This window comes from Mycobacterium arosiense ATCC BAA-1401 = DSM 45069, from assembly GCF_002086125.1.
GTDB classification, from domain to species: domain Bacteria; phylum Actinomycetota; class Actinomycetes; order Mycobacteriales; family Mycobacteriaceae; genus Mycobacterium; species Mycobacterium arosiense.
On sequence record NZ_MVHG01000007.1, the window covers coordinates 96786 to 122662 of the forward strand.

Below are 25877 nucleotides of genomic sequence, written 5' to 3' on the forward strand. Positions count from 1 at the left end.
ATGGCGCACGGACTGATACTCGACCCCACCGCTACGCGGCAGGACGATATCGCTAGCCACGGTCCAGACGTCGGCGCCTTGTCGGGCAAACGGATCGGCTTCCGGGTGGACCGCATGTGGCGTGCTTGGGACTGGATCAGCGAGCTTTGGGCTGACAAACTCCGCACCGCCGGTGCGGAGGTGAGTTTTTGGCGTTCGGCCGGTCGCTCGGGCGAGGAGGGCGAACGCTGTGAGCGCGAATACGAGGCCTTCCTCGAGCAGATCGACGCGGCTGTCGTGGGCCTCGCCAACTGCGGGTCCTGCACCGGGTGGACCATCCGCGACGCGATCTCCGCGGCGAACCGGGGGCTGCCGACCACGGCCGTCGCGACGGCCAACTTCGAGACCTTCGCCCACGAGATTGCGCGGCGCGGCGGGCGCTCGGGCCTTCGCGTTCACGTGCTGCCCTATCCGCTGAACGAGTGCGAGCGCACCGAGGTGTTGTCGATCGGGGAGGCGCATTTCCATGGCTTGCTCGAGACAATGGGCGCGCAACTCGCAGTCCAAGAGGTGACCGCGTGACCATCGAACTGATCCGTCCCAGCGGCCGCCGCGCGACGCCGCAGCCCCAGCCTTTGATCAGCCGCGACTGCGGCCCCGACGGCTGCGAGGTGGACTGGCTGGCCAGCCGCACCCATGAGGTCGACCTCGACGTCGAGGCCTTCACCGACTTTGCGCTGCAGCAGGGCTGGGGCGACGGCCTGCCGCTGATTCCGCCGACGTCCGGCCGTGTACGGGCCTTTCTCGCTCGTAACGACCGCTATCCCGACGAGATCATCGCCCACCTGCCGCCGACCAACGTCGAGCTCACCGTCGAGAAGATCGTCATCAACGCCGTGATGGCCGGCGCACCGCCGGAGTCGCTGGAGCTGCTGATCGCGATGATCGTCTCGATCGCCGACCCTGACTTCGAGCTCTACGGCGTCAACGCGACTACCGCGCCGGTATACCCGGTCTTCGTGGTCAACGGGCCTATCCGCAACGAGCTGGACATCCCCTTCAGCTACGGCTGCCTGGGCGGGATGGCAAACAAGGCCGCTGCGATCGGCCGGGCCGTCCGGCTGATCATGCGCAACGTCGCCGGCCAGGCCCCCGGAGTGACGTCGCAGACCACCTTCGGATCGCCTGGACGCGTGGCCGGCGTGGTCACCGGCGAATGGGAGGAGCGCTCACCCTGGCTCCCGCTGGCCGTGCGGCGTGATATCCGCGGCGACGCTCTCACCTCGTTCGGCGCTATGGGGACTCAGAACATCATCGATACGACATCGCACAAGGCGACGGATTTCCTCGAGATGATTGGCAAGTCAGTCGCTTACGCCGGCTGCAACTGCTTCTCCGGCGCGGTGCCCTACGGCGAGATGCTGGTCGCGATCAATCCTATCTGCGCCGAGATCGTCGGCCGCGAGATGCCCGACATCTCCGACGTGCAGGAGACGTTGTGGCGCTTCGCCAGCGTCGATGCGTGCTTCTTGCAGCGGCTGCACCGCGACCAGCTCGAGCAACAGGGCCGCATCCGCGAGGACGGCCGGGTCTATATGACACCAGAACCCAAGGACATTCTGGTGTTCGTGGCCGGCGGCCCGGGCGGCCTTCACGCCACCGGGTTCCACAGCTTCGGAACATCGCTGGCCCAAACCGTGCCGGTAGCCGCGGCCGAGCGCACCGAGGGCGAGACTCACCCCCGGTAATACGGTTCACGGAGGCCGCGCGAACCCAGTCCTTCGACGACATAGACGTAGCCCGACCCGTCCTGCGCTGGCCAGCCGAATTGCGTGGGATTGATCGTCGTGACATAGAGCTGGTCGAGGTTCGGCCCGCCCCCACGCCGCACTGGAAATCAACGTCACCGGCATCTCGATTACCCGTCCGATATCCCCGTCAGGGCGGAAGGCGACGACCTTGCCGCCCTGGAAGATCGTGACCCACACCATGTCGTCCGCGTCGACCGCTGAGCCGTCCGGCACCCCGCCGAGTTCCGATGTACCGGCGAAAACACGCTTGGTCGCAATCTGTCCGGTTTCGGGGTCATAGTCATAGGCGAACACCGTGCGGACAAAGCTGTCGGCGGAGTAGAGCGTGCAGCCATCAGGTGAGAGACAATGGCTGTTGGACTGGTGAATGCCGCTGTCGAGTTTGCTGATGCGATGGCTGGTGCCGAGGCTGAATAACCCGCCGTCCGCCTGTGGATCGTCAAGCTGGGTGCTAGTAGCGCCGAACAAAAACCGGTCGCGCCGATCGGTTGCACCGTCGTTCACTGTCAGATATGAGCCGTCGAACGCCGGCCCGGCAATCGTTTCGGCCGCCCAGCTCACCAAATTGAGCGCATAAAACGAGGTCTCCACTGCCACTACCACGCCGCCACGCTTGCGCAGCGCCACGGCCCCGGCGCGCCCGGGCGTCTGCCAGCTCTTTGTTGCGCCGCCAGGATCGTGGCGGAAGATCCGCCGTAGATATCGAGGTAGTAGAGCGCCTGTTCGTCGGCGGACCACGGCGCACCCTCGCCATGCGCGCAACGTTCCGTATTGACACGTTCGATGTTCATGCTGGCCTTCCGGTACCTGTCGCGATGCTTCGCAGGCGAGTGGGTGCCGTCACTGCGGAGAGGGGGAGACGAAGCGGGGTGACCACCGGACCGCTCGCGGATTAGCCACCATCGACGGCCAGTGCGGCGCCTATGATCGAGGCGTCGCCGCTGGGAAAAACAATGCGGCGGCGGCAAGTTCGGCGGATTGGCCCCAACGCGCCATGGGCGTCGCCAAGTGCTCACCGCTCGGTACCAAATCGTCGGGTTTAGCCCCGGCGAGTCCGGTGTAAGTCATGCCCGGGCAGATCCCGTTGATACGCACGCTGGAGCGGGCATAATCCAATGCCGCCGATTTCGTCATCTGCACCACGGCGGCTTTGGCTGCGGCATAGCAGGAGAGGCTTTTCCAGCCGACAAGCGCCGAAGCGGACGCGGTGTTAACGATTGCACCGCCGCCGATTTCGAGCATGACGGGAATAGCGTATTTCATGCCGAGGAATACGTCGTTGAGGTTGATCGCCACGATGTCGTCGAATAGTTCTTCGCCGGTGTCAAGCCAGTGCGACGTGCAGCCCGCCGAACCCGGCGTTGTTGAGCAGAACGTCGGCGCTGCCGAACCAGTCGACGGCTGTGGTGATCATGCGTTGGACGTCGGAGGCGTTGGTGACGTCGACATGAACTGGCGCAAGCGCGCTCGCCAAGCAGTTCGGCGATGTCGCGCTCGTGCCCGCTGATGTCCGCGCAGACGACGCGTGCTCCTTCGTCAACGAATCGCTTGGCAGCGGCCCCATCCGATACCGGACCCGGCACCGGTGATGATGGCGACCTTGCCCTCGAGTCGGCCATCTTGATGTGTATCTGGAGCCATAGCTGTGTTGCATCCTATTACGGCCGGGCACCTCGGCCGGCGATGCACGTGCCGCTAAGTGTATGGCGGGCCAGGATGTTCTCGGGTTGGTAACCGTAAAGGTAAATGTGCGAGTCCGCCGGTCGATGATGGTGCGTGCCAGGTGAATTCGTGGTAGCGCCGGTGCGGCAACACCCTATCACCGAGACCTGGCTGGGCCGACGTCGCTGTGCACCTGCGACTTGGGAACTGTAGGGTGGACGTCCCACGGTGACATCTGGGTTGATGTCGGTCGGATTGGAATCGACGGCAAGGGCTACGTGTTCATCGATGAGTTTCGAAAGCCACTTGATCACTGCACTCATCCACTGTCAGAAGCTAACAGTGTATGTTTTGCCGTCCCAGGTTTCGGCGGCGGCGCGCATGGCGGCGAACGTTTCGGTAAGCGCGGGGTTGGATTCGAGCAGCTCGACCATGATACCGAGTGTGGGCGATGTGTCGACGTAACAGACGCGGCTGCCGTTCCATACACCCTCGAATGCGAGTTCTGCCCCTGCGTCAGTGTAGGCGTCGCGATCTGTTTCGTAATCCTGACACACCAACGCTATGTGGTGGAGCCCAGCCCGCCCACGGGGGACGAGATCACGGAACACGCTGGTATCGTCGTTGTCCTGGCAGACCAGTTCGATCTGTAGATCACCCGCATAGGCGATGGCGATTGCCAGCGCGGGAAACTCGGTGCTTCTACCGCGGTAGCGGGCATCGGTGAACTCAATCCCGTCGAAGCGGAAGAAAGGCCCGACACCGGCGCTGCGCACCCACGAGTCGATGGCGGTCGAGACGTCGGGTACCACCCAGCACACCTGCATGAAGTTTCGGTTGGGAAAAGGCTTGGAAACAGACAAAGTGGCCATCTGACGCAAGCTACCCCCTTACACAGCGAAATACCAAGGGGCGCCGCGATTTCAGCCGCATCACCACCAATGACCTAATCACGACGACGGATTCAGCGTCGAGCTCGATCGACGATGCGGCCGCACTCGCTCGTCGTGCCAAAGCTTCGACGATTGAACAAATCGCCAACAGCGAGATGAATCTCCCCTGGTTGGTGCGCCGACCACTGACCAAAGCTGGTCCGTACAATTTGTCTATTAAATGTGTCGCCGCGACTGAATGCCGGGTCCCGGCTTCTGCAATGTAAACTTCCCGTCCCCCAGCCCGTTCTCGATTGCTTGACGCACTGATAAACCTGCCTAATGATATTTGACGTCTTTTATCCGGACAAATAGGAGTGGTGATGATCGCGCAGACGTTGGAAGGGGAGCTCACAATGCAAAGTCGGCGGTGCGCGCCGGTGCGCTTCGACCCCGACATGGTCGGCGGCTCGCGTTCGGGATCGATGGTTAGCCGCGGTGGCTGCGTTCTACGCGAAATCCCGAACGTCCCTTCGGTTTCGGAGCCGCGATGACTGCACCACTTGTTGATACTGCGGCGTTGGTGACCGGTGCCAGCAGCGGTATCGGTGCGGCCACTGCACAAGCACTGGCTGCCCACGGCGCCGCGGTGGCCCTGCTGGCGCGCCGCACCGACCGGCTTGAAAAACTCAAAGCGGATATCGAATCGGCGGGCGGCACAGCACTGGTGGTGCCCGCCGACGTCACCAACGCTGAGCAAGTGGCCGCCGCGGTGGCTCGGGTGGTGACCAAATTGGGGCGCCTGGACATCGTGATCAACAATGCCGGGCTGATGAGCCTGGGTTCGGCCTCCGATGCGCCCCTGCAGGAGTGGGACGAGCTGGTGGCGGTCAACGTCCAGGGCGTTTTGTATGTCACCCGCGCCTCATTGGCCCATTTGATCGACGCGGCCAGCAGCTCACCGCGCGGGGTGGCCGATCTTGTCACCATCAGTTCGGTTGCCGGCTGGTTAGCGCGACCTGGCAGTGCGGTGTATTCGCTGACCAAATTCGGTGTCAACGCGTTCAGCGAAGGTGTACGCCAAGAGGTGCTCGGCCAGCGGGTTCGTGTCGGCGTGGTGGGATCGGGCACCACCGACACCGAGATCAGCAGCCACCTGCCCGCGCAGGCCCGCGAGGCGTTCGAGCGCCTCACCGGCGACATGGTCAGGATGCGGCCCGAGGACATCGCCGACGCGGTGATCTACATGGTGACCCGCGACCGTCGGGTAGCGGTCAACCACATGCTGGTACGCGCTGCCGAACAAACCTGGTGATGATGCTGGCCGCGCCTGATGGTGGAGGATGTCTGCGGACTTCAGTTCTGGTGGGTTGTCTTATGAGCTGGTCTAAGAGCAGACCGGTTTGTTCGCCGATCAGGTGTTGCGAAAGCTGAAGGGCTACCCGAAATCGCCCCCGAGTTGCGAGCCTTTTCAGCCGCAACGAATACTGACAACGGGCGTGCTGCTCTTCCTCAATCGCCTGCGCGGCATGGCGGTGGGAAGCCTTTGCGCCCGACCGCAATCCCTGATACTGTCAAGTACTATACAAACTTGCCGTTGACTCACCGGATGCGTATCTGCGGGCTGGTCCTGGGCTGTTGGCGAGAACACCTGGCAGCCCAAGCTGGTGTCTAGAAATTATGTCCATACAAGACAGCGGTTGCCGCCCTGTGGGCGCGGGAATCTGGCCACCCATCATCACTGCCTCTGCCTTGGATTACACCCTTGACCTCGGTATCAGGACGGGTGAATTATGTCTAGGGGTTGCGGGAAACTATCAGCGCGGGCCTACAAAGGAAGCAGGACTTGTCTGGACAATTAATAGCTTACATCTGGCCGGGCATCGAGGTCCTGTGGTGCAGTGAGGGCAAGTCACCGTGGCCTGAGGCGCCGGTCCGATTGCGAGACGTCCAGAATCTGCCCTGCAGGAAGAGTTGGGGAAATCTGATCATGACCGTCAAGGTGTGTGAACGCATCCTGGATCTCTTCGAGGCGAGAGGCATCGCCTCCCTGTTTGGTATCCCCGACCCGAACTTCGTGCATCTGTTTCACGAGGCACAGCGGCGTGGTTGGGATGTCGTGGCGCCGCATCATGAAGAATGTGGCGGATTCATGGCCGAGGCCGTTTCGTGTATGACCGGAAAGCCGGGACTGTGCATCGGGACGCTGGGCCCGGGCCTGGCCAATCTGGCCGGGGCAATGATGTGCGCGAAAGTCGAGAACTCGCCCGTCATCTTCCTCGGCGGTCAGCGGGCCAGGGTCACCGAGCAACGGTCCGACCCGAGTTACGATCCGAACAAGTGCATCTTCGAAGTTGCCGTATTCGAGCTTTTCCCCAAAGGCCAGGATCCGCAGACGGACTGGGTCTACTCGCCAGCAGACGACCCAGATTGGCGCACCGTCTTACCACATGGCAGCGGTGCAGCAGGGCATAAAATCCCTTGGCTTTCCCGGCACCAAACCCAATCCCTATCGCGAGCGCAACACGGCCAATCTCCACCGCCAACTCGCGAAGTACACGGGTACTGGCGAACCACGCGAGCTCCCGACGACGAGGGGTGAGACGCTCACATGACATGCGAGCCGACGCAAACACCGCAGGACCTTGATTTCTCGGCGCTGCGGGAGAAGTACCGTCAGGAGCGGGACAAACGGCTGCGTACAGACGGTTCGAAGCAGTACATCAGACTGTCGGGCGACTATGAGGACTATTACGAGATCGACCCGTACACACCAGTGGCGCCCCGCGACCCGATCTCGGAAGACATCGATGTGGCTGTTCTGGGTGGGGGTTTCGCCGGCCTGCTGTGCGCTGCCGATCTGAAGAAGGTCGGTGTCGAAGACGTCCGGATTATCGAATTCGGTGGAGATTTCGGCGGTGTGTGGTACTGGAACCGCTTTCCCGGTATCCAGTGTGATAACGAGTCCTATTGCTACATACCGCTTCTCGAAGAGCTGAATTATGTCCCGACCAAGAAGTTCATCGACGGGGCGGAGATCTACGAGCATTGTCGGCGCATCGGCAAGCACTTCGGCCTGTATGATTCCGCGATATTTTCCACCCGGGTACGCGCCTTGCAGTGGGACGAATCGGTCAGGCGCTGGCGGATCAGCACTAATCGCAACGACGAGATCCGGGCACGCTTTGTCGTCCTGGGCGCCGGCAGCCACCATATGCCGAAGTTGCCGGGCATCCCCGGGATCAACGACTTCAAGGGCCACAGCTTTCATACGGCGCGTTGGGACTACGACTACACGGGTGGAGATGCGAGCGGCGGCTTGGACAAGCTCGCCGACAAGCGGGTCGCGATCGTCGGCACGGGTGCTACCGCCATCCAAGTCATCCCGTTTTTGGGCTGCTACGCCAAACACCTCTACGTCTTTCAGCGCACGCCTTCCACTGTTGCCGAGCGCGACAACCGGCCGACTGATCCCGAATGGGTAAAAACGTTGAAGCCGGGATGGCAGCAGGAACGTCGACGCAACTTCCATGCTTGGACCTTCGAAGGCGGCGCGCCGGGCCAGCCGGACTTCGTGTGCGATTTTTGGACTGAACTCGGCCGCAACACGGCTGCAAGGATTCTCGCGCGGGGGAACCCAGCTGAGCTGACACCCGAAGAGTTCATGGCACTGCAGGAGGAGGAGGACTTCAAGGTAATGGAGCGGCTGCGGCGCCGCGTCGACAGCATCGTCGCAGACCCCCAGACCGCCGAAGCGCTCAAGCCTTACTACCGATTTTTCTGCAAGCGGCCGTGCTCTAACGACGACTACCTGCCTACGTTCAATCGTCCGAACGTCACGCTGGTCGACGTGTCGGCGTCGCAGGGTGTGGAGCGGGTAACGGAAAAGGGCCTGGTAGCCAACGGAGTCGACTACGAAGTGGACTGCATCATCTATGCGAGCGGCTTTGAGATCTCCACTGAAGTCAGCCGACGCTACAGCATCGACCCGATCGAAGGCCGTGACAGTTTGTCCTTGTTCGATAACTGGCGGGACGGCTTTCGTACCTTCCACGGCATGACAAGCTGCGGTTTTCCCAACCTGTTCTTCACCGGCTTCACCCAGCTCGGGGTGGCGGCCAATATCACCGCAAACTACGAGCTGCAGGGTGAGCACATCGCCTACATCATCGCCGAGGCCCTGGCCCGTGGTGCGACGACCGTCGAGCCCAGCCACCAGGCCCAGGACCAGTGGATAACGACGATGCGCGAGACCGCAGTCGATAACAGCCGGTTCGAAATGGAGTGCACCCCCGGGTATTTCAACAACGAAGGAGGGGGAGGGGGCGAAGGGATCCGCTCGTATCTGGGTGAGCAGTACGGGCCCGGCTTTTACGCATTCGCCGAGCTGTTGGAGAACTGGCGCGCCAAAGGCGAACTCGACGGCCTGGTACTTGGAAGATGAATGCCTGAACTCAGATTCGACGGTCGGGTCGCGGTCGTAACCGGCGCCGGCCGGGGACTGGGCCGCGCCTACGCATCGCTGTTGGCATCTCGAGGCGCGAAGGTCGTCGTCAACGACATCGGTGCAGCCTTGACTGGCGAGGGTATCGACTCCGGGCCCGCCGAGAAGGTGGTGTCCGAGATAATGGCGGCCGGTGGTCAGGCCATCTCTTTCGTCGAATCGGTGGCCACGCGTGCCGGCGGCGCCAGGATCGTCGAAGCCGCGATAGACCATTTCGGGCGCATCGACATCCTTATCCACAACGCGGGCAACGTTCGTCGAGTCCCGTTGGCGCAGATGAGCCATGCGGACTTCGATGCTGTGCTCGATGTCCACCTACGGGGCGCCTTCCATGTCGTGCGTGCAGCGTTCCCACTGATGCGTGCGGCCCGTTACGGTCGCATCGTCGTGACCTCGTCGATCAGCGGGTTGTACGGCAACCACGGGGTGGCCAATTATGCTGCCGCGAAGACGGGTGTCATCGGATTGGCCAATGTTGTCGCACTCGAAGGTACGGCCGACAACGTGCTCTGTAACGTCATCGTGCCATCGGCAGTAACCAGAATGGCTGAGGGCCTAGATATTTCGGCGTATCCGCCGATGGAGCCGGAGCTGGTGGCGCCGGTGGTGGGCTATCTCGCTCACGAGTCGTGCCCGATCACCGGCGAGATGCTGATCGCGGTCGCCGGCCGGGTGGCACGAGCCGTGATCGGTGAAGCCCCTGGTGTGTATCGGCCGTCGTGGTCGATCGAGCTGGTGGGCGAACAGCTCGAGGCGATCCGCAATATGGACGCACCGTTGGTGTTCCCGGTAGTGCCACATGGTCAGAGCGACCATCTCCGTTACAGCTTTGAGATGGCCAAGGGAGCACAGCATGCGCAGCCGCAGTAACGGCAATGGCCCGCTGGCTGGGGTGCGGGTCGTCGATCTCACTGTGATGGTGCTGGGGCCGTACGGCGCCCAGATCATGGCCGACATGGGCGCCGATGTGATCAAGGTCGAACCATCGGACGGGGACGACACCCGTTACATCTCGGTCGGACCGGAGCCGTCGATGGGCGGCGTGTTCGTCAACGTGAACCGGGGCAAACGCAGCATCGTCCTCGACCTGCAGTGCGACACCGGCAAGGCGGCGTTGCGGGGGCTCATCGCAACTGCGGACGTATTCATCCACTCGATGCGGGCCAAGGCGATCGGCCGGCTCGGATTCGGCTACGACGACGTCGCGGCGATCAACCCTGTGATCGTCTACACCAACTGTTACGGCTACGGCCGGCGTGGTCCCGGCCGGGATATACCCGCCTACGACGACACCATTCAGGCTGCGTGGGGACTGCCGAGTGTTCAAGCGCAGCTGACCGGTAAGGCCACCTACGTCGGAACGATCATGGCGGACAAGATCACCGGGCTGACCGCGCTGTACGCGACGATGATGGCGCTGTTCCACCGCGAGCGCACCGGCGAGGGGCAAGAGGTCGAGGTCGCCATGTTCGAGACGATGGCGTCGTTCATGCTGGTCGAACACGCCAACGGTGCGATGTTCGATCCTCCGCTAGGACCGGCAGTGTATCCGCGGACGGTGGCGCCCAACCGCCGGCCGTATCGCACCAGTGACGGCTACATCGCCGCGCTGATCTACAACGACAAACATTGGGCAACGTTCATCGACGCGGTGCGACCCGCCTGGACCGACTCCCGCTACGCGGCGCTGCCGCAGCGGGCCCGCCAGATCGACGACGTCTACGCATTGCTCGCCGAAACGCTCAAGGAGCCAACGACCGAGGAATGGCTGAAGCTGTTCCGGGAGCTGGAAATACCCGCCGCCGTGCTGAACACGCCCCGCCGACCTATTCGACAGCCCGCACCTGAACGCCGCCGGATTCTTCGAGACGGTCGACACACCGCACGACCCGGTGCGCTTTCCGGGTGTGTCGACCTGGTTTTCGCGTATACCCGGCCGAGTCGCCCGTCCGGCTTCGCCGCTGCGCGCCGACAACGCCGACGTCCTCCACGAACTCGGCCTGGCGGTAGAGGCCAACCCAGCCCGCGGCTCGATGTAGTGATCAGGACATGCGCTGCACACATGTAACCGTTGAAATCCAGAAAGGGCAGTCTCGTGGCAAATTTCGATAGCATCGACTTCTTCAGCGATCCCTCCGTCGTCGAGAACCCGTATCCGTATTTCGAGCAACTGCGTGCGACGTGCCCGGCCTATCGGGAGCCGCACCACGGTGTGGTTGCCCTGACCGGATACGACGACCTTTTGGCGGTGTATCGCGACACCGACAGGTTCTCGTCGGTCAACGCGGCGATCGGCCCCTTCCCACCGCTGCCCTTCACACCAGGGAGCGGCGACATCACGGCGCTGATCGAAGCCCATCGCCACCAGTTCCCATGGGGCTCTGAAAACCTTGTCTGCTTTGACCCGCCGCAGCACACTCGGCACCGCGCGCTGGTAAATGGCCTGTTTACGCCCAAGCGGCTCAAGGAGAACGAGGACTTCATGTGGAGATTGGCCGACAGCCTGCTCGACGAGTTCATCGCCGACGCCCGCTGTGATTTCGTCCAGGCCTACGGCCGCCCATTCCCACTTTTGGTCATCGCCGACCTTCTCGGTGTGCCCGAAGCCGACCACGCAACGTTTCGCCGGTGGTTCGGCGCCGACATGGGTTCACGCCAGGGACACGACGGCACGATCGCGATCAACCCGTCGGCCGAACTCGACCAGTGGTTTACCACCTATATCGAAAAGCGCCGACGAGAACCGCGGAACGACATGCTTACTACGTTGGCGACGACGACATTCCCCGACGGCTCGACCCCCGAGATCACCGACATCGTGCACCTGGCGACTTCCTTGTTCTTTGCCGGCCACGAAACCACTGTGCGCCTGCTCGCCGGTTCCCTGAAATTGCTGGCCGAGCAGCCACAGCTTCAAGCGACGCTGCGCGATCACCCTGAGCGCATATCCAACTTCGTCGAGGAGATGTTGCGCATCGAAAGCCCGATCAAAAGCCACTTCCGGCTCACCCGGGTCGCCACCGCCATCGGCGGCGTCAAGATTGCGCCGGGCACCACGGTGATGCTTTTGCCCGGAGCTGCCAATCGGGATCCGACCAGGTTCGACTGCCCGGCAGAGTTTCGGGCCGATCGCCCCAATGTGCGCCAGCATCTCGCATTCGGGCGCGGTGTGCACAGCTGCCCGGGTGCCCCGCTGGCGCGCATCGAGGCCAGAGTCAGCCTCGAACGCATCCTGGACCGGATGGCCGACATTCGGATCTCCGAGGCACATCACGGCCCACCCGGCAATCGCCGTTACGACTACTCCCCGGACTACATCCTTCGCGGGCTGACGGCGTTGCACCTGGAATTCACGTCTGGGGAAAGCTTATGACCCAGGTGCAGCAGGAAGCCGATTGCGATTTGGCTGCATTGCGGGCGGCGGCCGGGACATGGATGCTCATCGAGCTGTGGCCCGACACGAAGGCGTTCAACAAGCACAACCTCGCTCTTGGCGTGACGACGCTGCGCGGCGAGGTTGGTGAGTACCGTAACGGCGCGCAAGACGTCGAGATATCGCAATCGGTCGTCTCCGGTAACCCGGCCGACGGCGAGCTGGGAGGCTGACATGGCATCGCTAGACGACAAGGTCGCGTTCATCACGGGTGCCGCCCGCGGCCAGGGCCGCGCGCATGCGGTGAAACTAGCGTCGGAGGGCGCCAGCATCATCGCAGTTGACCTTTGCGACCAGATCGCATCCGTGCCGTACCCCATGAGCACCGTCGACGACCTAACCGAGACAGTCAAACTCGTTGAGGACACCAGCGCGCGCATCGTCGCCACCCAAGCCGACGTGCGCGACTCCGTTTCGCTGACAGCAGCGCTCGAATCCGGCGTAGCGCAGTTCGGTCATCTTGACATCGTCGTTGTCAACGCCGGAATCGCCCCGATGCAGGCAGGCGAGGATGGTTGGCGCGACGTGATCGACGTCAACCTCACCGGTGCCTACAACACCGTCGAGGCGGCGGCGCCGACGATGATCGAGCAGGGCCGCGGGGGTTCCATCGTGTTAATCAGTTCGGCCGCTGGGCTGGCCGGGGTCGGCAGCGCCGACGCCGGGGCAATCGGCTATGCTGCTGCCAAGCACGGCATGGTCGGGTTGATGCGGGTGTATGCCAACCTGCTTGCCCAGCACAGTATTCGAGTCAATTCTGTGCATCCGGCCGGCGTCGATACGCCGATGATCAACAACGACTTCACCCAAAAGTGGCTTGTGGAGATGTCCGCTGGCCGGCCGATGGGCTTGGAAAACGCGCTGCCAGTGCAGGTGCTGCAGCCCGAGGACGTCGCCAACGCGGTCGCGTGGCTAGTGTCCGACGCGGCGCGTTACGTCACCGGCATCACGTTGCCAGTCGATGCGGGGTTCACCAACAAGCGCTAGAGTACGAGACGCTGCCGCGGTCCCATGACGTTGGCCCTTTGAGTCAACGCCGCTGCACACGAAAACCCGTCAGCTGTTGGACCGGTCGCCGGATGGTGTTAGTAGGGCGTCGCGCCATGCCACCAGTACTGCTTAATCAATCCGGGCGTATCACGAGGTGCTCGACTCAACGATGCATGGGCTCGTGGCTCTCTCGCTGACGGAACAGCACCTGCGGCGACAGCGCATGGATGCGCTAGAGCGGTCCGATCTGCCAGTGTGTCGGTCTGGATGTCGGTGAGGTGGCGGGCGGAGATATGACGGGCCCGGTCGACATCGCCGACCTCGATCATCTCGGCCAGCTTGAGATGGGTGTTGAGCACCGCGCGCCGCTTGGCCAGCGACGGGTAGCTGCCGCGAGCCGCGCTCTCGTCGGCCCATTGCTGTAGGTGGCTGCTCCACAGCGTCTCAAGGGTGCCGACAACGGCGATGGGAGTGCGGTTTCCGCAGCCACGCATGACGAGATCGTGGAAACGGCGGCCAATTTGGGTGAGTTCGTGTCGTCGTGCAGATGCCCGGCCATCGCTTCGCTAACCTGGCTGAGTTCGGGCACCAACGTGTCGGTGCGGTCGGGCCGTCGGGCGGCAAGAGCCGCGCATGCGGGTTCCACTTCTCGCAATGCCGCACCCAGATCGGCGGCGCCGACCGACTCGCGTTGCAGCAACAGGCCCAGCATGTAGGCGGCGCTGATCTTGGCCGGCGCGTGCACGACGGCCCCGCCCCGGTTGCCGCGCCGTACCAACCGTCAGCCAATTCGCCGGCGATGATCTGACGCCGTAACTCGCAGGCTACCATCTCGCCGATCCTAGGCGCCGACAAGCGACGCCGTGTCTCAAGGCTAATTCCCAACGCGGTCATACCATTCCAGCAGCGAAATAACTGGACCGACTGCACGCTCGCTGCTCAGCGGCCTCCATCGGTTCGACCTCAACAATAATGCGCTTAACAATATTGGCACAAGCGCCGTGCTGGGTCGAATGGTCGGCAACGTGAGCAAACTATGATCGGCCAAGTTACCGACGACACGGAAAAGCTGGACGGATGCGAACGTTCGCTTGATCTAAGCGGACGTGTTAAAGGCCCGATGGGCAGCAGGGTGGAAGCCGGCGCTCAATGCGTTTGCGATCACCTTAAACGACCGGATCAACCGACCGGTAACTAACCGATGCCAAGGTCAGATCCGCCGTTTATCGGACAGTCCTCGGAACCACCTCGAACACAGCCCGTTAGGTACTTCATCTAGCGGTCTTAAACCTACTGCGATTGGATCTCCTGATTATGGTCCGCGGCAGGATGGTGCCGTCTGCCCGCGATAACTCGTAGGCCATGTTGAAAAGGCCATAAGTGGTTCGTTGGCCAATGCCAAGGCTTCGTCGTCGTCGTCGAACGGCAGGACCGTCATCTCAGGCCCGAAAATTCCCTCCTGATACAGCCGCATGCCGCGATCGACATTGGTCAGAACGGTGGGGTGCACAAAGTAGCCGCGCCGATCAAGCCGATACCCACCAGTGACCACCTCAACGCCATCGTTTTCCCTTCGTCGATAAATTTCATCACCCGGGTGAGCTGCTTTTGGCTGACGAGCGGGCCAAACATCTGCCTTCTTCTTTGGGGCCACCCAGTTTTAACGGATTAGCTACCGTCGCAATGCCTTCCACGACCTGGTCGTAGATACCACGCTGAACGAAAATGCGTGACCCACAAGCGCATACCTGGCCAGCGTGCATGAAGGTCCCCATCGCCGCCATGGGTATGGCCGCACTCAGATCAGCGTCGTCGTAGGTCAGCACCGGCGACTTCCCGCCGAGTTCGAGCATGACTCTCTTCATATTGCCCGCCGACACCTGCGCGATCTGCTTGCCGACTTCGGTCGAACCGGTAAGGGCGATCTTATCGACGTCGGAATGCGCAACAAGCGCCGCACCAGCGGTGTGGCCTGTAACCGTCACAAGGTTAACGACCCCCTCGGGGACACCGGCTTCCGCGATGATCTTCTCCAGAAGCAGTGCCGACAGCGGCGTTTGCTGCACGCTCATCGCCGCGGTGAATCCGGCGGTCCCGATCGCCGCGCCCTCATGTGGGCTCAATGCGCCGAGCGCGACCACCTGGTCGGCCGGCAACCGCGCGTATTCCGCGTAGCAGCCGTGGTGACCGGTGCCGATCGCGTACCCGTGGGCCAGGACCTGGTCGCCGACGGCGAAGTCGGCCGACGTCGATTCCACCACCTCGCCGGTCAGGTCGATGCCCGGCACCACCGGGTAGTCGCGCACCACGCCGCCCCCGGCGTCAGCGCCAGGGCGTCTTTGTAGTTGACGCTGGAATACAGGACCCGGATGTCACATCGCCGGGCGGCAGGTCTTCCGGACGAAGGGTTTCGACCGACGCGGTGATCCGGTCGCCATCTCGGCGAGCGACGAGCGCGTGAAAAGTGTCCATGCCTCGACGTTAATCTCACCGTATGGATCCCTTTCCACTCGGTGAGTTTTCGGTCAACCGCGTCGGGTTCGGCGCCATGCAGCTGCCCGGACCGAATGCGTTCGGTCCGCCGCGTGACCGCGACGAAGCGCTTGCCGTGCTGCGCCGCGCGGTCGAACTCGGTGTTGACCACATCGACACCGCCCAGTTTTACGGCCCCGGCGTCGCCAACGAACTGATTCGCGCCGCGCTGCATCCCTATCCGCCGAACCTGGCACTGGTCAGCAAGGTCGGCGGGCGCCGTGACGACGGCGGCGCCTGGTTGCCGGCCGGTGAGCCGGCTCAATTGCGCCGCGACATCGAAGGCAACCTGCGCAGCCTGGGCGTCGATCAACTGGCCGTGGTCAACCTGCGGGTGTTCGAAAGTGATGGTCCGGACCAGCAATTCGACGATCAGCTCTCGGCCATGATCGAGGCCCGCGAGCAGGGATTGATCGGTGGGATCGGACTGAGCAACGTCAACCGCGAGCACCTGCTGCACGCCGTGCAGCGCACCGAAATCGCCTGCGTGCAAAACGCTTTCAATCTGGTGCACCGGGACTCGGCCGCGGTGCTCGACGAATGCGCGACGCGGGGAATCGCCTTCGTCCCGTTCTTTCCGCTGGGCGCGGCCTTCATGCAGCCCAACCCGGTGCTCAGCCATCAGGTGGTTGCGCAGACCGCGCAGCGGCTGGGCCGCACCCCAGCTCAGGTCGCGCTGGCGTGGACGCTGCAGGTGGCGCCCAACGTGCTGCTGATCCCCGGCACATCGTCGCTGCGCCATTTGGAGGAGAACTTGGACGCGGCGTCCATACAGCTCGACGACGAAGATCGGGAGCGGCTGACCGCGATCGCTACTTGAGCTCGGACGAGGATAACCCCAGCAGCCGGCGCGCCACCACCAACTGCTGGATTTGCTGTGTGCCCTCGAAGATGTCCAGGATCTTCGAGTCGCGCGCCCATTTCTCCAGCAGTGCCTGCTCGGAATAGCCGGTGGTGCCTGCCAACTCGACGGTCTTGAGCGTGACATCGGTGGCCATCCGGCCGGCCTTCGCTTTGCTCATCGACGCTTCCTTGGAGTTGGGGATCTTGTTATCGGCCTGCCAGGCCGCCCGCAGCGACAGCAGGTAGGCGGCCTCCCAATCGGCTTCCATCCGGATGAACTCGGCCGCGGCTGCGCTCTGGACGTGTGAGGGCTTGTCGTAGGAGATCTCCACGCCGGCCTCGGTGAGGATCTTGCGAATCTCCTCCAGGGCGGCGCGGCCGACGCCGACGGCCATGGCCGCGACGATGGGCCGGGTGTTGTCGAAGGTTTCCATCACCCCGGAAAAGCCCTTGCCGACCTCGATTTCGGGGTTGCCGAGCAGATTTTCCTTCGGGATGCGGGCGTTGTCGAACCGGATGACCGCGGTATCGGAGCCCTTGATGCCGAGCTTGTGCTCGAGCCGCTCCACCGTGACACCGGGATGCTCGCGCGGCACGACGAACGACTTGATCGCCGCGCGGCCCGCCGACTTGTCGAGCGTCGCCCACACCACGATGTGGGTGGCGCGCGAGCCCGCGGTGACGAAGATCTTCTCGCCGTTGATCACGTACTCATCGCCGTCCAGGGTGGCGGTGGTCGACACCGCGGCCGAATCCGATCCGAAGCCGGGTTCGGTGATGGCCATCGCCGCCCACACCTTGCCCAGGCGTTGCAGCTGTTCCTCGGTCGCGACGGCTGATATGGCCGCGTTGCCCAGCCCCTGATAGGGAACCGAGAGCATCATCGCGAGGTCGCCCCAGCTGGCTTCCAGCGTCTGCAGCAGCGCCGCCATGTTGGCGCCGTTGTGGTTCTTGTCGCGTTCTTCGTCCTCGCCACCCAGCGCGTTGGCTCCCGCGAATTCGATTGACTCCGAGGCCCCTTCGAAGAGGCTGAACAAGGTGTCGAGCTCGACGGGGTACGCGTGCTCCTTGAGGTCGTACTTGCGGGCGATCGGCCGCATCAACTCGGCGGCGCCCTGGTGCGTCTTGGTCGTCACCGCCTGCATCTTGCGGGGAAGTTCCAGATTGATTGCCATGATTGAACTTTCTCAGCTCGAATGAGTTAACGACTTAGATGACGACGACGCCCTCGGCGACGCCGATGGCCCGCAGGTCGCGGTACCAGCGTTCGACCGGGTGCTCTTTCGTGTAGCCGTGGCCGCCCAGCAGCTGTACACCGTCCAGGCCGATCTGCATGCCCTTGTCGGCGCCAAGCCGCTTGGCCAGCGCCGCCTCACGGACGAATGGCAGGCCTTGCTCTGCGCGCGCCGCGCCGCGCCAGGTGATCAGCCGCAGCCCGTCCAATTCGATGGCGATGTTGGCGCACATGAAGGCCACCGCCTGCCGGTGGGCGATCGGCTCACCGAAGGCTTGCCGCTCCTTGACGTACGGGACGACGTAGTCGAGCACCGCGTGCGAGGTGCCGACGGTCAGCGCCGCCCAGCCGAGCCGGGACAGCGCGATCGCGTCGGAGTAGTCCCCGTCGGTCGCCTCGTCCTCGCCGAGCCGGGCGCTCAGTGGCACCGTCACCCCACAGAGTTCGACATGACCGAGTGCCGCCGCGCGGATCCCCATGCTCGGATCCGCTTTTACGCTAAGGCCTTTGGTCGAGGACTCGACGATGAACAAGGCCGGCTTGCCGTCCAGCTGCGCGCCGACGATGAACAGTTCGGCGTCGGCCGCGGCCGGCACCAACGACTTCACCCCGTCGAGGCGATATCCGCTCGGGGTGCGCACCGCGGTGGTCTTCAGCCGGGTGGGATCGAACAGTGGTTGTGGCTCGGCGATGGCAACGCAGGCTTGCGGCACGTTCTCGCCGGCGAATTCGGGCAGGTAGGTGGCCTGCTGATCGGCGCTGCCCCAATGGGTCAGCGCGGCGGCCACGCCTGCCGGCGCCAGCAGCGGCAGCGCCAGGCCCATGTCGCCGTAGGCCAGCGCCTCGGCGACCAGCGCGTTGGTCACGCTGGACCGGTGCGCGGCGATGCCGTCGAAGTCTTCGGGGATGTTGATCGCGGTGATGCCCAGCTCAGCGGCCTTGGCGATCAGCTCTCGCGGATAGGTCGCCGCCTCGTCGGCGTCGTGTGCGGCGGGCCGCAGCACTTCCGCGGCGAACTCGTCGAGGGTCTCGACGATCATCTTCTGCTCGTCGTCGGGCGTCAGATCGAAGTAGTCCTTGCCGCTGGACTTGAGCCGGGTCGGCCCGGCGCGCAGGTTTTGGATTCGTTTGAATTCCCGAGAAGAGGTGGCGGCGGTGGAGAAGACCGTCTTGGTGCCGTAGCGCAGCGCGCGGTTGAGCGGGTCACGCAGCCGGTACTTGTCTAGGAATTCCTGCCCGACGAGCGGGGTGATCAGCGCGATGGCGATGTCGACGCCGGTGCGTTTGTGGGGTTGTAGCCCGACCGCGGATTGGTGGTCGCGCCGTTTGACGCGGGAGCGGGCGGACGTCTGTGGAGAACCGGAACCGATCATTTCAGCAGCCTCAGGTCGTTGGGCAATGCGGATACCGTCGATCTTACTCCGGAGTAAGATCACCGAGAACAGTTGTTAACTAATTCACAGTGAGGCTGTCGAGCACCTGCTGTTGCAGCAGGCCGTTGGTGGCCACGGCGCTGCCGTGATGCGGTCCCGCGGTGCCGTCCAGAGCCGTCAGCACCCCGCCCGCTTCGCGCACCAAGATGTCGAGCGCGGCGAGATCCCACACCGACACTTCCGGCTCTGCGGCGATGTCGACGGCCCCTTCGGCGAGCAGGCAATAGGACAGAAAATCGCCGAAGGCGCGCACTCGCCAGACGGCGTCGGTGAGCGCGATGAATTGATCCCGCACACCCAGCTGCGCCCACCCGGACAGGCTGGAGAACGAGAGGCTCGCCGAATTCAGTTGTGCCACTGAGGAAACCGAGAGCCGGCGCGCGGGCGCACCGTTGGCCGCGACGAAGGCGCCCTGGGCGTGCGCGGCCCACCACCGCCGCTGTAACGCCGGCGCGCTCACGGCACCGACGACGGGGACGCCGTCTCGGAGCAACGCGACAAGGGTGGCCCACACCGGCACCCCGCGGACGAAGTTCTTGGTGCCGTCGATCGGGTCGATGACCCACTGACGTCCGGTGAAGACGGCGTCGCCGCCGAACTCCTCACCGACGACGCTGTCGCCGGGCCGTTCGCGCGCGAGCACCTCGCGCAGCTCGGTCTCCACCGCGCGATCGGCGTCGGTCACCGGCGTCAGGTCGGGTTTGGTGTCGACGCGCAGGTCGAGCGCGCCGAATCTGACGGAAGTCAACGCGTCTGCGCGGTCGGCAAGCGTCAGTGCCAGCGCCAGATCGTCCTGGCTGTTGTGCACGCTCCTCCTCATCGCTTCGCTTCGCATCGTCGCCGGCGCGACTCATGACGCAGTCTTATCACGGTCCTACCATGGCGTCGTGTGGGAATTCGGACTGCTGCTTTTGCTAATGGCCATCTTGGGGGTGTTTCTCGTCCAGCGGTTCGTCCCGCGCGGCCCGCGAGGTGAGCTGCTCAGCGGCACGCTGCTGGTCACCGGGATAAGCCCCCGTCCCGACGCCACCGGCGAACAATTCGTCACCATCGCCGGCTTGATCAACGGTCCTACCGTTAACGAGCACGCGGTGTATCAGCGCATGGCCGTCGACGTGAACCACTGGCCGACCATCGGCCAGCTGTTTCCCGTCGTGTATTCGCCGAAGAATCCGGACAACTGGAAATTCGCTCCCGCGGTTCCGCCGCCTGAGTCGCCGGAGCCGCCCGCGGGCTGAACGCCCGTCAGCCGGCCGCGGGCGGGCGCGTCATCACCGCGATGCGCCTGCCGTAGCGGGGGACCACGAGCGCCGTCCGCCGGACCGTCCCGCCCGGCATTCCGGGTAGGCCCGGCGTGGTGGATCCGGTTGGGGCCACCAGTTCGGTCGACGTCAGGTCGGCCAGGCCGGCGCCCGGCACTGCCGCGAAGGGATCGCCGGTCGCGCTTGCCCAGCCGGCGGGCACCGACATCGGGCCGATCCGTCCGGCCCGCCCGAGCACCGCGTCGACCTTGCCCAGGCCCGAGGCGGAAGCGCTGAGTGCAGGCGTCTTCGGGAGCGCGGCGGGAACCGTCCCGAGGTTCGGCAGAATGCCTAAATTCTTGTCGGCCGCGATGATTCCGGCAGGAGTCCCCTCGGCAGTGAAGATGGATCTGAACGTGATCTGGGCGGCCTGGATGGTGTCGAGGATTCGGAAATCGAGCGGGATTTCGGATGGCCCGGGCGTCGGGGAACTCACCCCCGGCGATCCCGAGTCCGTGCCCGAGCTCGCATCCGTGACGGTTTTCACGACGGCGTCCTGCTGTGCGGTCACCGCATCGGCAGTGGTGGTGCGTCGCGGGGGGGAGAACGGCGAGAACCGTGCTGCCGCAGTCGAATTGGCGGAGTAACCGTACATCGCGGCGGCGTCCTGAGCCCAGTATTCGGCGTACTGGGCCTCGGTGGCCGCGATGGCCGCCGTGTTCTGGCCGAAGAAATTCGTCGCCACCAGGGCCGCCAATTGGGCGCGATTGGCCGCGACCACCGGCGGGGGCACGGTCATGGCATGCGCCAACTCATAGGCCGCCGCCGCCCGGGCCTGCGTGGCCGTCTGCTGGGCGAGTTCGGCGGTCGAACTGAACAACGAAAGCATTTGACGTGCTTGGCATCTGGGGGTCGCGGCGAGGTTTCATCCGCGATGGTTGGGGTTGTCGACGAGGCCCTGCAGTGCGCGGCTGTAGTATTCGATCCTCGGCATCGCGATGGCAACAGTGAACTCCGTTTCCGCGGGGGCGCCATAGGGTCCAATGGCATCAATTCGAGGGCCAATGCCTTTGGGGGAGCATGGTTTACGGGCAACAACCTGACGGGTGAACGGTGTAAGAATATCGGGTTGAGGAGCTGTGCCACCCTGGTCACTCCGTGCTTGCGATACGTTGCGGCAACCTGTGACTGAGGGCGACCGCCGATCGGGCGAAGGTTCAGGCCGGCCGGATCGCGTGGGCCATGCTCCGCCGACTCACCGGTGCGCAGGCACCCGAGCTTCTCGTCACGCAACCGGCCCACGGTCAGGCTCCGGACCCAACCGGAAGTGGCGACCGGTGACCTCCGCCGGGTGATGCGCACGTAGTGCGGTTTGAGCGTCGCCGAGATCGAACCGATCAGCCGTGGCTGACCCGCAGCAACTCGGCCAGACTCGGCAACTTGACGCGCGGACGCCCGTGCGGTTCGCCGGCCGCCCGCTCATAGGCGTCGATGAGGTCCCAGTGGGCCGAGGTCACCAGTTTGGGCTGGCGCGACGCCAGCCAATCGGCAAGCCGGCCGGCATGGTCGTCCGGGAAATCCGCGAGACCGGCGGCGCCGGCCAGATCGGCGAGCAGCGTGTCCACGGTGTCCTGGGAGTCCTTCTTATTGGTGCCGATCACACCGGTCGGTCCGCGTTTGATCCACCCGACCACATATTCATTGCGGCTACCTTCGACCCGGCCGCCGCGGTTGGGGATCGTCGCGGTCTTGTCGTCGAACGGCAGCCCCGGCGTGGGCACCCCCCGATAACCGACCGAGCGCACCACCAGCTGAACCGGTAGCTCCTCGCGCTCGCCGGTGTCCTTGGCGGAAACCCGCCCATCGTCGTCGGTGACAAGCTCGTTGCGGCCCAGCACGATCGCTTCGACCCGGTCCTCGCCCTTGATCTCGATCGGGGAGGTCATGAAGCGCAGCACGATGCGGCGGTGTCCGGGGCGCGGGTCGCGCTTCGCGTAATCGCGCAACACGTTGATGTTCTGCTTTGCCGTCTTGCCCGCTGCCGCCGCGTCTTCGTCGCTCACGCCTTCGAGCTGTGCGGGGTCGACGATCACGTCGACGTTTTCCAGCTCGCCCAGCTCACGAAGCTCGAGGGTGGTGAACGCGGTCTGCAGCGGTCCGCGCCGACCGATGACCACCACCTCGTCGACGCCACACGGGCGCAGCGACTCCAGCGCGTGGTCGGCGATGTCGGTCCGTCCCAGCACGTCGGGGTCGGTGACCAGAATGCGTGCGACGTCGAGTGCGACGTTGCCGTTGCCGACGACCACGGCGCGGGCGCCGGAGAGGTCGGGTGTGGCTTCCTCGAAGTTCGGATGCGCGTTGTACCAACCCACGAAATCGACGGCGGCGATGCTGCCCGGCAGCTGTTCGCCGGGGATGTTGAGCGCACGGTCGGATTGCGCACCGACCGCGTAGATGACGGCGTCGTAACGCTCGGCGAGCTCGTCGGCCTGCACGTGCTCGCCGACCGAGATGTTGCCGAAGAAACGGAAGCGCGGATCCTGGGACGTCTTCTCGAATTGTTTGCTGATCGACTTGATCTTCGGGTGATCGGGCGCGACACCGGAACGGACCAGCCCCCACGGGGTGGGCAGCATCTCCAGCATGTCGACGGCGACATCGATGTCCTCTGAGCCGTCGGCCGCCTTCAGCAAGGAGGAGGCGGCGAAGAACCCCGACGGTCCGGAGCCGACGATTGCAACATAATAGGGACGCATACTCGACCTTCTATTCGTGCCCGGTCAGCGCCGGGGGCTCCCAAAACGGGCCGGCGCGCAGAGCGGTTGGCACATGATCGTGACTCGATGCTAAACGCATGACCGCTGGTCGTGGCGTGGGCACTCGCTGCGAGCTCAGTCGCCCAGAGGCCCCGGGTAACGTTGTCGGCTGTGGAACCCGACCGTCAAGCCGATATCGCCGCACTCGATGCCACCCTGACCACGGTGGAGCGGGTGCTTGATGTGGACGGTCTGCGCAAGCGCATCGAGAAGCTCGAACACGAGGCATCCGATCCCCAATTGTGGGATGACCAAGCGCGCGCCCAACGGGTGACCAGTGAGTTGTCCCACGCCCAAGGCGAGCTGCGCCGAGTCGAGGAGCTGCGCGCGCGCCTGGACGATCTGCCGGTGCTCTACGAGCTGGCGGCCGAAGAAGGCGGAGACGCCGCCGGCAAAGCAGACGCACTGGCCGAGGCGGACGCCGAGTTGAAGGCGCTGCGCGCCGACATCGAAGCCACCGAGGTGCGGACCCTGCTGTCGGGGGAGTACGACGAACGCGAGGCGCTGGTCACCATCCGTTCCGGCGCGGGCGGCGTGGACGCCGCCGACTGGGCCGAGATGCTGATGCGGATGTACATCCGGTGGGCCGAGCAGCACAAGTATCCCGTCGAGGTGTTCGACACATCGTATGCCGAAGAGGCGGGCATCAAGAGCGCGACGTTCGCCGTGCACGCGCCCTTCGCCTACGGCACGCTGTCGGTGGAGCAGGGCACCCACCGGTTGGTGCGAATCAGTCCGTTCGACAACCAGAGCCGGCGTCAGACGTCGTTCGCTGAAGTCGAGGTGCTCCCGGTGGTGGAGACCACCGACCACATCGACATACCGGAAGGCGATGTGCGCGTTGATGTTTACCGCTCGAGCGGCCCGGGAGGCCAATCGGTGAACACCACCGACTCGGCGGTACGTTTAACCCATATCCCAACGGGTATCGTCGTGACTTGCCAGAACGAAAAATCGCAACTGCAGAACAAGATCTCGGCGATGCGAGTGCTTCAGGCAAAGTTGTTGGAACGCAAGCGATCCGAAGAACGCGCTGAACTAGACGCGTTAAAAGGCGAAGGCGGCAGTTCGTGGGGCAATCAGATGCGCTCCTACGTTCTGCAGCCCTATCAGATGGTCAAGGACCTGCGAACCGAGTACGAGGTTGGCAATCCCGCGGCCGTCCTGGATGGAGACATCGACGGATTCCTGGAAGCGGGAATCCGTTGGCGCAACCGAAGAGATGACGAATAACACAAGCATTCTCGCCGCATCGATGACGCACCGCTGGCACGACTTTTGGCGGGGCGAGATCGGTGAGTGGATCATCGCCAGGGGTCTGCGCATCGTCATGGTGCTGATCGCGGCGATGCTGGCGGCGCGTTTCGTCAACTGGGTCGCGCAGCAGGTGACCCGCCAGCTCAACGTGGGTTTCGCCGAAAGCGACGCGCTGGTGCGCTCGGAGGCCTCGAAACACCGCCAGGCCGTGGCGTCGGTGATCTCGTGGGTGTCGGTCGTCATCATCGGCATCTGGGTCATGATGCAGATCGCCGAGATACTGCAGTTCTCGATCGGGGGGCTGGTCGCGCCGGCCACGGTGGTGGGCGCAGCGCTAGGTTTCGGCGCACAACAGCTGGTCAGGGATCTGCTGTCGGGCTTTTTCATCCTGGTGGAGCGACAATACGGTTTCGGAGACCTGGTGACCATCACCGTCGTGTCCGCGACGGACGCAACCGGCACGGTCGAGAACGTGACGCTTCGGGTCACCCGGCTGCGCTCACCCGATGGCGAAGTGTTGACCATTCCCAATGGGCAGATCGTCAAGGTGGTCAACCTGTCCAAGGACTGGGCGCGCGCGGTGGTAAACATCCCGGTGTCGATCAACGCCGACCTCAACCGGGTCAACGAGGTCTTGCATCAGGAATGCGACCGCGCGATGGACAACCCGGTGTTGGGTCAATTGCTGTTGGATGCGCCCACCGTGATGGGTGTGGAGAGCATCGAAGTCGACACGGTCACCCTGCGCATGGTGGCCCGCACGCTGCCCGGCAAGCAGTTCGAGGTCGGGCGGCAGCTGCGTGTCCTGGTCATCCGGGCGCTGGCCCGCGTCGGGATCGTGACCGCGGCGGACGCGACGGTCGGCCTGGTCGAAGACCCCTCGGTGCCGGCCGCCCAGGCCGCCGAACAGCAAACCGACGATGAAGTCCAAGGTGCGGTGCAGAAGCGTTGAAGTTCACCCTGAACATCCTCGAGAAGCGCGGCGACGGCGACGACACGGGTGCGGAGCATCGCTGGCCGCACTACGTGTTCGGCGGGCGGATGCGCACGTCGACCCTCGTATTGATCATCGCTTTCTTCCTGGCGTGGTGGGTCTACGACACCTACCGCCCGGAACCGCCACCCAAGACCCCGCCGCAGCAAGTGGTGCCGCCGGGTTTCGTGCCTGACCCCAACTACACCTGGGTGCCGCGCAGCCGCGTGCAGGCGCCCCCGGCGACCGTCACCTACACGCCGACGCCGACGAGTACGCCGCCGCCACCACCCC

The 25877-nt window shown here is 64.1% G+C and carries 23 protein-coding genes and 7 pseudogenes; 17 read left to right on the plus strand and 13 right to left on the minus strand.

What is annotated here, in order from left to right; translation table 11 throughout:
• Together BST14_RS05390 and BST14_RS05395 are read left to right on the plus strand one after the other, a co-directional pair.
• Positions 1–561: a UGSC family (seleno)protein gene (locus tag BST14_RS05390; RefSeq protein WP_083063546.1), complete on the plus strand. Its 561-nt coding sequence runs from the start codon at positions 1–3 to the stop codon at positions 559–561.
• Positions 558–1727, plus strand: a complete 1170-nt coding sequence (locus BST14_RS05395) for a hypothetical protein (protein ID WP_083063547.1) — start codon at positions 558–560, stop codon at positions 1725–1727. Before BST14_RS05390 ends, BST14_RS05395 begins: the two co-directional genes overlap by 4 nt.
• A gap of 6 nt (positions 1728–1733) precedes the next feature.
• Here BST14_RS05395 and BST14_RS05400 read toward each other — a convergent pair whose 3' ends face one another.
• The 4 genes from BST14_RS05400 to BST14_RS05410 form a co-directional block, all read right to left on the minus strand.
• Positions 1734–2528: an SMP-30/gluconolactonase/LRE family protein gene (locus BST14_RS05400; RefSeq protein WP_158085854.1), complete on the minus strand. Its 795-nt coding sequence runs from the start codon at positions 2526–2528 to the stop codon at positions 1734–1736.
• A gap of 183 nt (positions 2529–2711) precedes the next feature.
• Positions 2712–3086: an SDR family oxidoreductase gene (locus BST14_RS30760; RefSeq protein ID WP_245845311.1), complete on the minus strand. Its 375-nt coding sequence runs from the start codon at positions 3084–3086 to the stop codon at positions 2712–2714.
• Between the two features lie 28 nt (positions 3087–3114).
• A complete protein-coding gene (locus BST14_RS30765; RefSeq protein WP_245845312.1) occupies positions 3115–3264 on the minus strand; it encodes an SDR family oxidoreductase in 150 nt (49 codons plus the stop codon).
• 517 nt (positions 3265–3781) lie between these two features.
• Complete coding sequence (locus BST14_RS05410) at positions 3782–4324, minus strand: VOC family protein (RefSeq protein WP_083063549.1); 543 nt, start codon at positions 4322–4324, stop codon at positions 3782–3784.
• 550 nt (positions 4325–4874) lie between these two features.
• Between BST14_RS05410 and BST14_RS05415 the strand changes: the two genes are divergently transcribed.
• The 9 genes and pseudogenes from BST14_RS05415 to BST14_RS05450 all read left to right on the plus strand — a co-directional run bounded on the left by BST14_RS05415 (position 4875) and on the right by BST14_RS05450 (position 13248).
• Positions 4875–5639 carry an SDR family NAD(P)-dependent oxidoreductase gene (locus BST14_RS05415; protein WP_083063550.1) on the plus strand — a complete coding sequence of 255 codons (765 nt, stop codon included), beginning with the start codon at positions 4875–4877 and terminating at the stop codon, positions 5637–5639.
• Positions 5640–6314: 675 nt separating this feature from the next.
• A pseudogene (locus tag BST14_RS30285) lies at positions 6315–6638 on the plus strand (thiamine pyrophosphate-binding protein); the annotation flags it as partial.
• Positions 6636–6939: pseudogene (locus BST14_RS30535) on the plus strand (aromatic ring-hydroxylating dioxygenase subunit alpha); the annotation flags it as partial. The pseudogenes BST14_RS30285 and BST14_RS30535, both read left to right, overlap by 3 nt.
• Positions 6936–8768, plus strand: coding sequence for a flavin-containing monooxygenase (locus tag BST14_RS05425; protein WP_083063551.1), 1833 nt, complete (start codon positions 6936–6938; stop codon positions 8766–8768). The pseudogene BST14_RS30535 and the gene BST14_RS05425, both read left to right, overlap by 4 nt.
• Positions 8769–9698 (plus strand): SDR family NAD(P)-dependent oxidoreductase, encoded by a 930-nt coding sequence (locus BST14_RS05430; protein ID WP_083063552.1) that lies wholly within the window; start codon positions 8769–8771, stop codon positions 9696–9698. It abuts the gene before it with no gap.
• Entirely contained in the window at positions 9682–10896 is a 1215-nt protein-coding gene (locus tag BST14_RS05435; protein ID WP_245845313.1) for a CaiB/BaiF CoA transferase family protein, read from the plus strand. Before BST14_RS05430 ends, BST14_RS05435 begins: the two co-directional genes overlap by 17 nt.
• A gap of 27 nt (positions 10897–10923) precedes the next feature.
• A complete protein-coding gene (locus tag BST14_RS05440; protein WP_083063553.1) occupies positions 10924–12201 on the plus strand; it encodes a cytochrome P450 in 1278 nt (425 codons plus the stop codon).
• A complete protein-coding gene (locus tag BST14_RS05445) occupies positions 12198–12434 on the plus strand; it encodes a hypothetical protein (RefSeq protein WP_083063554.1) in 237 nt (78 codons plus the stop codon). The genes BST14_RS05440 and BST14_RS05445 overlap by 4 nt, the downstream gene beginning before the upstream one ends.
• Position 12435: 1 nt before the next feature.
• Positions 12436–13248, plus strand: a complete 813-nt coding sequence (locus BST14_RS05450; RefSeq protein ID WP_083063555.1) for a mycofactocin-coupled SDR family oxidoreductase — start codon at positions 12436–12438, stop codon at positions 13246–13248.
• Between the two features lie 166 nt (positions 13249–13414).
• On the opposite strand, the pseudogene BST14_RS05455 reads toward BST14_RS05450, so the two are convergent.
• The 3 genes and pseudogenes from BST14_RS05455 to BST14_RS31370 form a co-directional block, all read right to left on the minus strand.
• Positions 13415–14145 (minus strand): annotated as a pseudogene (locus BST14_RS05455) (FadR/GntR family transcriptional regulator).
• A gap of 418 nt (positions 14146–14563) precedes the next feature.
• Entirely contained in the window at positions 14564–14905 is a 342-nt protein-coding gene (locus BST14_RS31650; protein ID WP_083063556.1) for an aldehyde dehydrogenase family protein, read from the minus strand.
• A pseudogene (locus BST14_RS31370) lies at positions 14841–15723 on the minus strand (aldehyde dehydrogenase family protein). The gene BST14_RS31650 and the pseudogene BST14_RS31370 overlap by 65 nt, the downstream one beginning before the upstream one ends.
• Positions 15724–15745: 22 nt before the next feature.
• On the opposite strand from BST14_RS31370, the gene BST14_RS05470 reads away from it, so the two are divergent.
• Entirely contained in the window at positions 15746–16603 is an 858-nt protein-coding gene (locus tag BST14_RS05470) for an oxidoreductase (protein WP_083063557.1), read from the plus strand.
• Here the strand turns inward: BST14_RS05470 and BST14_RS05475 are convergent.
• The 3 genes from BST14_RS05475 to hisN form a co-directional block, all read right to left on the minus strand.
• Positions 16596–17801 carry an acyl-CoA dehydrogenase family protein gene (locus tag BST14_RS05475; RefSeq protein WP_083063558.1) on the minus strand — a complete coding sequence of 402 codons (1206 nt, stop codon included), beginning with the start codon at positions 17799–17801 and terminating at the stop codon, positions 16596–16598. The genes BST14_RS05470 and BST14_RS05475 overlap by 8 nt on opposite strands.
• Before the next feature lie 34 nt (positions 17802–17835).
• Positions 17836–19233 carry an acyl-CoA dehydrogenase family protein gene (locus tag BST14_RS05480; protein ID WP_083063559.1) on the minus strand — a complete coding sequence of 466 codons (1398 nt, stop codon included), beginning with the start codon at positions 19231–19233 and terminating at the stop codon, positions 17836–17838.
• Between the two features lie 79 nt (positions 19234–19312).
• Positions 19313–20113, minus strand: coding sequence for a histidinol-phosphatase (gene hisN / locus BST14_RS05485; protein ID WP_083063560.1), 801 nt, complete (start codon positions 20111–20113; stop codon positions 19313–19315).
• Positions 20114–20180: 67 nt separating this feature from the next.
• Between hisN and BST14_RS05490 the strand changes: the two genes are divergently transcribed.
• Entirely contained in the window at positions 20181–20531 is a 351-nt protein-coding gene (locus BST14_RS05490; protein ID WP_083063561.1) for a hypothetical protein, read from the plus strand.
• A gap of 7 nt (positions 20532–20538) precedes the next feature.
• Here the strand turns inward: BST14_RS05490 and BST14_RS05495 are convergent.
• Positions 20539–21408: pseudogene (locus tag BST14_RS05495) on the minus strand (PPE family protein); the annotation flags it as partial.
• A gap of 326 nt (positions 21409–21734) precedes the next feature.
• On the opposite strand from BST14_RS05495, the pseudogene BST14_RS30770 reads away from it, so the two are divergent.
• A pseudogene (locus BST14_RS30770) lies at positions 21735–21875 on the plus strand (group III truncated hemoglobin); the annotation flags it as partial.
• Here BST14_RS30770 and BST14_RS31545 read toward each other — a convergent pair.
• Positions 21835–21920, minus strand: a pseudogene (locus BST14_RS31545) (pyridoxamine 5'-phosphate oxidase family protein); the annotation flags it as partial. The pseudogenes BST14_RS30770 and BST14_RS31545 overlap by 41 nt on opposite strands.
• 11 nt (positions 21921–21931) lie before the next feature.
• Positions 21932–23293 carry an FAD-dependent oxidoreductase gene (locus BST14_RS05505; protein ID WP_083063563.1) on the minus strand — a complete coding sequence of 454 codons (1362 nt, stop codon included), beginning with the start codon at positions 23291–23293 and terminating at the stop codon, positions 21932–21934.
• A 171-nt stretch (positions 23294–23464) separates the two neighbouring features.
• Here BST14_RS05505 and prfB point away from each other — a divergent pair, with 171 nt between their 5' ends.
• The 3 genes from prfB to BST14_RS05520 all read left to right on the plus strand — a co-directional run.
• Positions 23465–24586, plus strand: coding sequence for a peptide chain release factor 2 (gene prfB / locus BST14_RS05510; RefSeq protein ID WP_083063564.1), 1122 nt, complete (start codon positions 23465–23467; stop codon positions 24584–24586).
• On the plus strand, positions 24576–25562 hold the full coding sequence (locus BST14_RS05515) for a mechanosensitive ion channel family protein (protein WP_245845316.1): 987 nt from the start codon (positions 24576–24578) through the stop codon (positions 25560–25562). The genes prfB and BST14_RS05515 overlap by 11 nt, the downstream gene beginning before the upstream one ends.
• Positions 25559–25877 (plus strand): Rv3103c family proline-rich protein (locus BST14_RS05520; RefSeq protein ID WP_497795573.1); only part of this gene is annotated, 319 nt, incomplete at its 3' end. The genes BST14_RS05515 and BST14_RS05520, both read left to right, overlap by 4 nt.

Bases quoted from the DNA above. Each gene is read 5' to 3' on its own strand.
- BST14_RS05515 (WP_245845316.1), top strand. From the start codon at position 24,576: ATGACGAATAACACAAGCATTCTCGCCGCATCGATGACGCACCGCTGG.
- BST14_RS05425 (WP_083063551.1), top strand. From the start codon at position 6,936: ATGACATGCGAGCCGACGCAAACACCGCAGGACCTTGATTTCTCGGCG.
- BST14_RS05430 (WP_083063552.1), top strand. From the start codon at position 8,769: ATGCCTGAACTCAGATTCGACGGTCGGGTCGCGGTCGTAACCGGCGCC.
- hisN (WP_083063560.1), bottom strand. From the start codon at position 20,113: ATGAGGAGGAGCGTGCACAACAGCCAGGACGATCTGGCGCTGGCACTG.
- BST14_RS05435 (WP_245845313.1), top strand. From the start codon at position 9,682: ATGCGCAGCCGCAGTAACGGCAATGGCCCGCTGGCTGGGGTGCGGGTC.
- BST14_RS05470 (WP_083063557.1), top strand. From the start codon at position 15,746: ATGGATCCCTTTCCACTCGGTGAGTTTTCGGTCAACCGCGTCGGGTTC.
- BST14_RS05480 (WP_083063559.1), bottom strand. From the start codon at position 19,233: ATGATCGGTTCCGGTTCTCCACAGACGTCCGCCCGCTCCCGCGTCAAA.
- BST14_RS05475 (WP_083063558.1), bottom strand. From the start codon at position 17,801: ATGGCAATCAATCTGGAACTTCCCCGCAAGATGCAGGCGGTGACGACC.
- BST14_RS05445 (WP_083063554.1), top strand. From the start codon at position 12,198: ATGACCCAGGTGCAGCAGGAAGCCGATTGCGATTTGGCTGCATTGCGG.
- BST14_RS05505 (WP_083063563.1), bottom strand. From the start codon at position 23,293: ATGCGTCCCTATTATGTTGCAATCGTCGGCTCCGGACCGTCGGGGTTC.
- BST14_RS05410 (WP_083063549.1), bottom strand. From the start codon at position 4,324: ATGGCCACTTTGTCTGTTTCCAAGCCTTTTCCCAACCGAAACTTCATG.
- BST14_RS05450 (WP_083063555.1), top strand. From the start codon at position 12,436: ATGGCATCGCTAGACGACAAGGTCGCGTTCATCACGGGTGCCGCCCGC.
- BST14_RS05415 (WP_083063550.1), top strand. From the start codon at position 4,875: ATGACTGCACCACTTGTTGATACTGCGGCGTTGGTGACCGGTGCCAGC.
- BST14_RS05390 (WP_083063546.1), top strand. From the start codon at position 1: ATGGCGCACGGACTGATACTCGACCCCACCGCTACGCGGCAGGACGAT.